The sequence below is a fragment of the Pseudomonas folii genome (genome assembly GCF_014357575.1).
Lineage (GTDB): Bacteria > Pseudomonadota > Gammaproteobacteria > Pseudomonadales > Pseudomonadaceae > Aquipseudomonas > Aquipseudomonas folii.
In genome coordinates, this window is record NZ_JACONW010000009.1 from 60161 (window position 1) to 66349 (window position 6189).

8 protein-coding genes and 4 tRNA genes are annotated in these 6189 nt (G+C 52.9%); all 12 read right to left on the reverse strand.

Annotated features, from left to right (window positions below; translation table 11 throughout):
* Positions 1 to 73: 73 nt before the first annotated feature.
* The 12 genes from rplJ to birA all read right to left on the reverse strand — a co-directional run bounded on the left by rplJ (position 74) and on the right by birA (position 5811).
* Entirely contained in the window at positions 74 to 574 is a 501-nt protein-coding gene (gene rplJ / locus H8S59_RS03885; protein ID WP_027898295.1) for a 50S ribosomal protein L10, read from the reverse strand.
* A gap of 195 nt (positions 575 to 769) precedes the next feature.
* On the reverse strand, positions 770 to 1465 hold the full coding sequence (gene rplA, locus H8S59_RS03890; protein WP_032626524.1) for a 50S ribosomal protein L1: 696 nt from the start codon (positions 1463 to 1465) through the stop codon (positions 770 to 772).
* On the reverse strand, positions 1465 to 1896 hold the full coding sequence (gene rplK / locus H8S59_RS03895) for a 50S ribosomal protein L11 (RefSeq protein WP_020290713.1): 432 nt from the start codon (positions 1894 to 1896) through the stop codon (positions 1465 to 1467). The genes rplA and rplK overlap by 1 nt, the downstream gene beginning before the upstream one ends.
* 118 nt (positions 1897 to 2014) lie before the next feature.
* On the reverse strand, positions 2015 to 2548 hold the full coding sequence (gene nusG, locus H8S59_RS03900) for a transcription termination/antitermination protein NusG (protein ID WP_020290714.1): 534 nt from the start codon (positions 2546 to 2548) through the stop codon (positions 2015 to 2017).
* 9 nt (positions 2549 to 2557) lie between these two features.
* On the reverse strand, positions 2558 to 2926 hold the full coding sequence (gene secE, locus H8S59_RS03905; RefSeq protein WP_087267420.1) for a preprotein translocase subunit SecE: 369 nt from the start codon (positions 2924 to 2926) through the stop codon (positions 2558 to 2560).
* Between the two features lie 46 nt (positions 2927 to 2972).
* Positions 2973 to 3048 (reverse strand) — tRNA-Trp (locus H8S59_RS03910).
* A gap of 188 nt (positions 3049 to 3236) precedes the next feature.
* Positions 3237 to 3312: transfer RNA gene (locus H8S59_RS03915), tRNA-Thr, on the reverse strand.
* A gap of 25 nt (positions 3313 to 3337) precedes the next feature.
* Positions 3338 to 3411: transfer RNA gene (locus H8S59_RS03920), tRNA-Gly, on the reverse strand.
* 25 nt (positions 3412 to 3436) lie between these two features.
* Positions 3437 to 3521: transfer RNA gene (locus H8S59_RS03925), tRNA-Tyr, on the reverse strand.
* A 143-nt stretch (positions 3522 to 3664) separates the two neighbouring features.
* Positions 3665 to 4102 (reverse strand): hypothetical protein, encoded by a 438-nt coding sequence (locus H8S59_RS03930; RefSeq protein ID WP_187520563.1) that lies wholly within the window; start codon positions 4100 to 4102, stop codon positions 3665 to 3667.
* Between the two features lie 7 nt (positions 4103 to 4109).
* Positions 4110 to 4859: a pantothenate kinase gene (locus H8S59_RS03935; protein WP_187520564.1), complete on the reverse strand. Its 750-nt coding sequence runs from the start codon at positions 4857 to 4859 to the stop codon at positions 4110 to 4112.
* Positions 4849 to 5811, reverse strand: a complete 963-nt coding sequence (birA, locus tag H8S59_RS03940; RefSeq protein WP_187520565.1) for a bifunctional biotin--[acetyl-CoA-carboxylase] ligase/biotin operon repressor BirA — start codon at positions 5809 to 5811, stop codon at positions 4849 to 4851. The genes H8S59_RS03935 and birA overlap by 11 nt, the downstream gene beginning before the upstream one ends.
* Between the last annotated feature and the right edge of the window lie 378 nt (positions 5812 to 6189).

Sequence of the window (6189 nt, forward strand, 5' to 3'; positions counted from 1 at the left end):
TAATTCCTGAATTGGGGGACGGCCTACGCGACCATCGAAATAAACAAAAATACGCGAAAGAAGGTACGGAGCCTTAGGCTGCGGTAGCTTCTTTTTGGTCGCGAATAGCCGCCAGAGTACGAGCCAATTTGCTGGTAGCGCCTTGAATCACGCTCATCAGCTGGGAAATTGCTTCGTCACGGGTCGGCAAGGTTGCCAGTACGTCGATCTGATTAGCTGCGAGGAACTTGCCCTCGAACGCAGCTGCCTTGATCTCGAACTTATCCTGACCCTTGGCAAACTCTTTGAACAAACGGGCAGCAGCGCCAGGATGCTCGTTAGAGAATGCAATCAGGGTCGGGCCTGTGAACGCGTCGTTGAGGACACTGAAATCAGTACCTTCAACAGCACGCTTGAGCAGTGTGTTACGTACAACACGTACGTAGACACCAGCTTCACGAGCCTCTTTACGGAGTCCGGTCATTGCGCCTACTGTCACGCCACGGGCATCAGCCACGACAGCAGACAGAGCGACTTTGGCAGCCTCGTTGACTTCAGCGACGATGGCCTTCTTGTCTTCGAGTTTAATTGCCACGGGTTTAACTCCTGCTTGTTACCGTTTCATCTGACCTGAGCCAAATGTCGTTTTGGTGTCTGATTCGGTAAGGAACCGGGAGCACCATCTGCGTAGGCTTGTATTTTAAGACTTGCGCCGCCTACGGTCTTGGATAGCCCCCGCCAGGCAGGGACCCCAATTTTTTCATTGGTGCTGCAAGCGCACCAATTTGTCTTACGCGTCCAGGGAACCCTGGTCGATCACCAGGCCAGGGCCCATAGTGGTGCTCAAGGTTACGCGCTTAACGTAGATGCCTTTCGAGGAAGCTGGCTTGATACGCTTAAGATCAGCGATCAGGGCTTCAACGTTTTCTTTCAGCTTGACTGCGTCGAAACCGACCTTGCCAACTGAAGTGTGGATGATGCCGTTTTTGTCGGTGCGATAACGAACCTGACCAGCCTTGGCATTCTTGACGGCGTTAGCAACGTCAGGAGTAACAGTGCCGACTTTAGGGTTAGGCATCAGGCCGCGAGGACCGAGGATCTGACCCAACTGACCAACAACACGCATCGCGTCCGGGGAAGCGATAACGACGTCATAGTTCAGATCGCCGCCTTTCATTTCGGCAGCCAGATCGTCCATACCAACGCGATCAGCGCCGGCAGCCAGAGCGGCTTCTGCAGCAGGACCCTGGGTGAACACAGCAACGCGAACGGTCTTGCCAGTGCCGTGTGGCAGCACGGTAGCGCTACGAACAACCTGGTCAGATTTACGCGGATCAACGCCGAGGTTTACAGCAACGTCTACAGACTCGCTGAACTTGACGGTCGACAGCTCGGCCAGCAAGGTAGCTGCGTCGGTGAAGCTGTAAGATTTGCCCGGCTCGATTTTAGCCGCGATAGCTTTTTGGCGCTTGGTCAGCTTAGCCATTACACACCCTCCACGTTAAGGCCCATGCTACGAGCGGAACCGGCGATGGTACGCACGGCCGCTTCCATGTCAGCAGCAGTCAGATCCGCATTTTTTGCTTTGGCGATATCTTCCAGCTGTGCACGAGTCACGGTGCCAACTTTAACGGTGTTCGGACGTGCCGAACCGCTAGTCAAACCAGCAGCTTTCTTCAGCAGAACCGAAGCAGGGGTGCTCTTTGTTTCGAAAGTGAAGCTACGGTCGCTATAGACAGTGATGATCACTGGAGTCGGCAGACCTGGCTCAAGACCCTGAGTACGGGCGTTGAAGGCCTTGCAGAATTCCATGATGTTCACGCCATGCTGACCCAGGGCCGGACCAACTGGCGGGCTTGGGTTAGCTTGAGCAGCTTTCACTTGCAGCTTGATGTAAGCGGTAATTTTCTTGGCCATGAGGCACTCCAATTACGGGTTCAAACGCCAATCAAGGCTCCCCGGTTACTTGCACGTTTATCCCAGTGACGAAAAAACCCCACAGCCTACGGCTACGGGGTATGGGATTCTCGCTCAGTTAGACCTTTTCGACCTGACTGAACTCCAGCTCCACAGGAGTAGAGCGACCGAAAATGAGCACTGCAACTTGAATGCGGCTCTTCTCGTAGTTAACTTCTTCGACCGTGCCATTGAAATCTGCAAATGGACCGTCTGTGACGCGAACCACTTCACCCGGCTCAAACAGAGTCTTGGGTTTAGGCTTGTCGCTGCCATCAGCCACGCGACGAAGAATCGCGTCAGCTTCTTTATCTGTAATAGGTGCAGGCTTGTCAGCCGTACCACCAATGAAGCCCATGACACGAGGAGTGTCCTTGACCAAGTGCCAAGTACCTTCATTCATGTCCATCTGGACCAGCACATAACCTGGAAAGAATTTACGCTCGCTTTTGCGCTTCTGGCCGTTACGCATTTCCACCACTTCTTCAGTGGGAACCAGAATTTCGCCGAAGCCATCTTCCATGCCAGCCAGCTTCACACGCTCGATCAACGAGCGCATTACATGCTTTTCGTAACCCGAATAAGCATGCACTACGTACCAACGCTTAGCCACGGGACACCCTTAGCCAACAATCAAGGAAACAAGCCAACCGAGCAGGGAATCAAGCCCCCACAACAGCAACGCCATAACCAGAACAACAGCCACAACAATCAACGTGGTCTGAGTGGTTTCTTGGCGAGTCGGCCAAACGACTTTGCGAATTTCAGCACGAGCTTCCTTAGCCAAAACAAAGAAAGCCTTGCCTCTAGCAGTCTGCAAACCAACAAATGCAGCAACCCCAGCCAGCACAAGCAGGACCAGGACGCGATACAAAATAGGTTGAGCTGAGTAGTATTGATTACCGACAACCCCAACCACTACCAGAGCGACCACAACCAGCCACTTGAGCAGATCGAAGCGAGATTCTTGGGCTTCAGCCTTGAGAGTCATCTACGATAATCCTGTGAAAAGAAAGCCAGATACAATCTAGTGAATCTGGCAGGTCAGGAGGGAATCGAACCCCCAACCTACGGTTTTGGAGACCGTCGCTCTGCCAATTGAGCTACTGACCTAAAAGCAAAATCAGGCCGACCAATATGCCAGCCCAACAAGAATTTTTCAACAGCCTTTTGATCCAGCCCTCACACCGCACCCAACAGGGAAAGCGTATATAGCCAATGACGGATCAACTAATCGCTTCGAAATGACAGCAAAACGATCAGTAAAACAAAGGCAGATATTTTCATATCTGCCTTTATAATGGAGCTCTTGAGCGGATTTGAACCGCTGACCTCACCCTTACCAAGGGTGTGCTCTACCAACTGAGCTACAAGAGCAAACTCTTTGGACATACAGCAAATCTGGAGCGGGTAGCGGGAATCGAACCCGCATCATCAGCTTGGAAGGCTGAGGTTCTACCACTAAACTATACCCGCCTAACTTGCTGCACAGCCTGAAATATGGTGGAGGGAGAAGGATTCGAACCTTCGAAGTCGTAGACGTCAGATTTACAGTCTGATCCCTTTGGCCGCTCGGGAACCCCTCCTGAACGAGGCAGCATTCTCAACTCATGCTACCCTTCTGTCAACCTTTTTCTCAGTAAAAACCTGAGGTTACATGCGTTGACTGTCACTTTGCAGCTTTGGACAAATTATCAAGCACTGCGAAGCGGGCGCCATTCTATGCAAACTACTCTCCGGTTGCAATGCCTTCGCACAACATTATTTTGCTTTTTAGTTCAGGGAAATCTTGAGAGAGCCCGCCCAGGAGACTATCCCCGACGAGTCGACGACTAGCAGGATCTATTTTGACCCAGTACGTACTAACACCACCAAGATGCTGCACATGAAATTGCGTCTGAACATCCAGACTCATGAGTCTTTGCTCAACCGTACGAGCTTCATCCTGCCGAATGAAGCCACCAAGATACAGGCACTTGTCTTGAGCCTCTCGATCTGACGCTTGATCGCTCTGAGCGCCGGATTCACTTAGCAGATGAATATTCTGCTGCTCAGCACGATGCAGGGACAATGGCAAAACCTCTTTAGCTCTCAGCGGAGCTTCCTGCTGATGCCACACGTAGTAAAAGCCATTCAACATCAGCAGTAAAAGAAACAACCACCGCATAGAAACCTCAAAGCAAAGGACAGGCTAATGCGAGGCCGACAAACACCAGGTCAGGCACGAGCTTCGCACCGGGCGTAACGTCCTTGACCAGATCCGCATCCCCCCCGGTTACGAAGACAACAAAGTCATCCCCCCAATACTGATGTGCAAGCTCCAACTGAGATACAGCAAAGCCTCTTAACATCAGGGTGCACCCCCGTTCCACAGCTTCTGCGGTCGAGCGCCCCGGAGCGAAGCTGGAATGCGCTTCTTCAGCCGCCGCGTCATCATATCGAATACGACGTGTATGAGTTTTCAGCTGCCCGCGCATCAACGGCATACCAGGACAGATAAATCCCCCAAGATGCTCTCCCTGCGCATCAACGAAGTCCGAGGTTACCGCTGTACCCAAATCAAGCACCAGGCATGACCTCCCGACAGTCGCGTAAGCACCTACCAGCGCCAACCATCGATCAAGGCCGAGGCGTTCATAGGCCTCATAACCATTCCTCACACCCGCCAGCACCCTGGCCGAGCTCGCACATTGAGTCTGAAGGCCAAATGACTCCGTAATCGCAAGAGCCAGCTTCTGTGTCTCCTCCTCATTACGGACACTCACCATGCGACTATGCCGGAGACTCAACCCGGGAATTGAAGCGATAGCATCAACGAGCTTTTCATCAGAGTCGACAACGCCACCCGCCACAACGACTGGTAGCCCTCGCCGAATAACACGCCACTTTATGAAGCTATTCCCACAATCCAGCTCAAGTATCATTACGCAACCTCAAGCTGAGCTCTCCACCACTGAACACTTTTTCGTCGCTCCCAACCTGCAATCGCAACGCGCCCTGTGGATCAATACCCAGAACGACACCCTCGACTGCCTGATTACCCGCAAGCAGACTGACAGCGCTGCCTTGCCATAGGTGATTAGCTTCCCACTCAGACTTGAATACCTCAAAGCCCGAGACCTGATGCACTGATAAATACTCTTCGATATTGCGGGTCAGTTTACCCGCGAGCTCATTACGGCTCGCCATCGATCCGACCTCCAATCTCAAGGAGGTCCACAGCTGATCCACTTCCTCCGTCGCACGCATATTTACATTGATACCAATGCCAATAATCACGTGACAGACATCTGCAGGATCACCCACCAATTCCAACAGTATTCCGGCAATCTTGCGACGCCCTACCAGGACATCGTTGGGCCACTTTAAACCCGCACTTTGAACACCCATCTCGCGTAGCGTTTTTAAAACCGCGAGACCAATCAACAGACTCATCCCTTCCAACTGACGCATTCCACCATCAATACGTAGCGCCAGACTGTAGTAGATGTTCTCACCAAAAGGACTGACCCACTTGCGCCCTCGACGACCGCGACCGGCAGTCTGACGCTCCGCCAAGACAATAAACGGTGGCGGGGAATTATCAGCGATCAGCTTTACAGCCGCGGCGTTGGTTGAACCTATTGAATCGTAGATGACAACAGGCCAGGCACACGCCCTGCCAGCGACAGCAGATATCTCATCAGCATCCAGAAGGGCTATAGGGCTCTCCAGCCTATAGCCACGCCCCTTGACCTTATGAACACCGATATCCAGCTCAGACTCCAGCTGCTGGAGCTGCTTCCACACAGAAGTCCGACTCACTCCGAGAGCCTCACCCAGAGCCTGCCCGGAATGAAATTTCCCATCCTGAAGGAGCTTTAACAACGTCAGCATTTAAAGGTCGCCATTCAATAAGGCTCGCATCATAGCCACGCAAACCGAAGATGCATAGAAACGGCTTATGGTTATTTCGGAACGGAGCGGGCTGCGAGGCGATGGCCAGACAGGAAGCGGCGGCGCAGCCTGGCGATGCTCGTAGAAGCGGCTTTAGCCGCGAAGCGCAGTCATCCAAACAGATAAGCGTCGGGACAGATGACGCTCTCCCGAATAAATTCGGTCCTACCGAGGTTGGCGCATGGACGCTGGACGGTAGGAGCGAACTTGTTCGCGAGAGGGGATGGAACATCCGCAGCCTGTGTATCGCCTGGCATGCACCCCTCCCGAATGAATTCGGTCCTACCGATGTTGGCGCATGAACGCTGGACCGGTAGG

Coding starts and splice junctions, on each gene's coding strand:
- rplA (WP_032626524.1), bottom strand. CDS start 1,465: ATGGCTAAGCTGACCAAGCGCCAAAAAGCTATCGCGGCTAAAATCGAG.
- rplK (WP_020290713.1), bottom strand. CDS start 1,896: ATGGCCAAGAAAATTACCGCTTACATCAAGCTGCAAGTGAAAGCTGCT.
- secE (WP_087267420.1), bottom strand. CDS start 2,926: ATGACTCTCAAGGCTGAAGCCCAAGAATCTCGCTTCGATCTGCTCAAG.
- H8S59_RS03930 (WP_187520563.1), bottom strand. CDS start 4,102: ATGCGGTGGTTGTTTCTTTTACTGCTGATGTTGAATGGCTTTTACTAC.
- H8S59_RS03935 (WP_187520564.1), bottom strand. CDS start 4,859: ATGATACTTGAGCTGGATTGTGGGAATAGCTTCATAAAGTGGCGTGTT.
- birA (WP_187520565.1), bottom strand. CDS start 5,811: ATGCTGACGTTGTTAAAGCTCCTTCAGGATGGGAAATTTCATTCCGGG.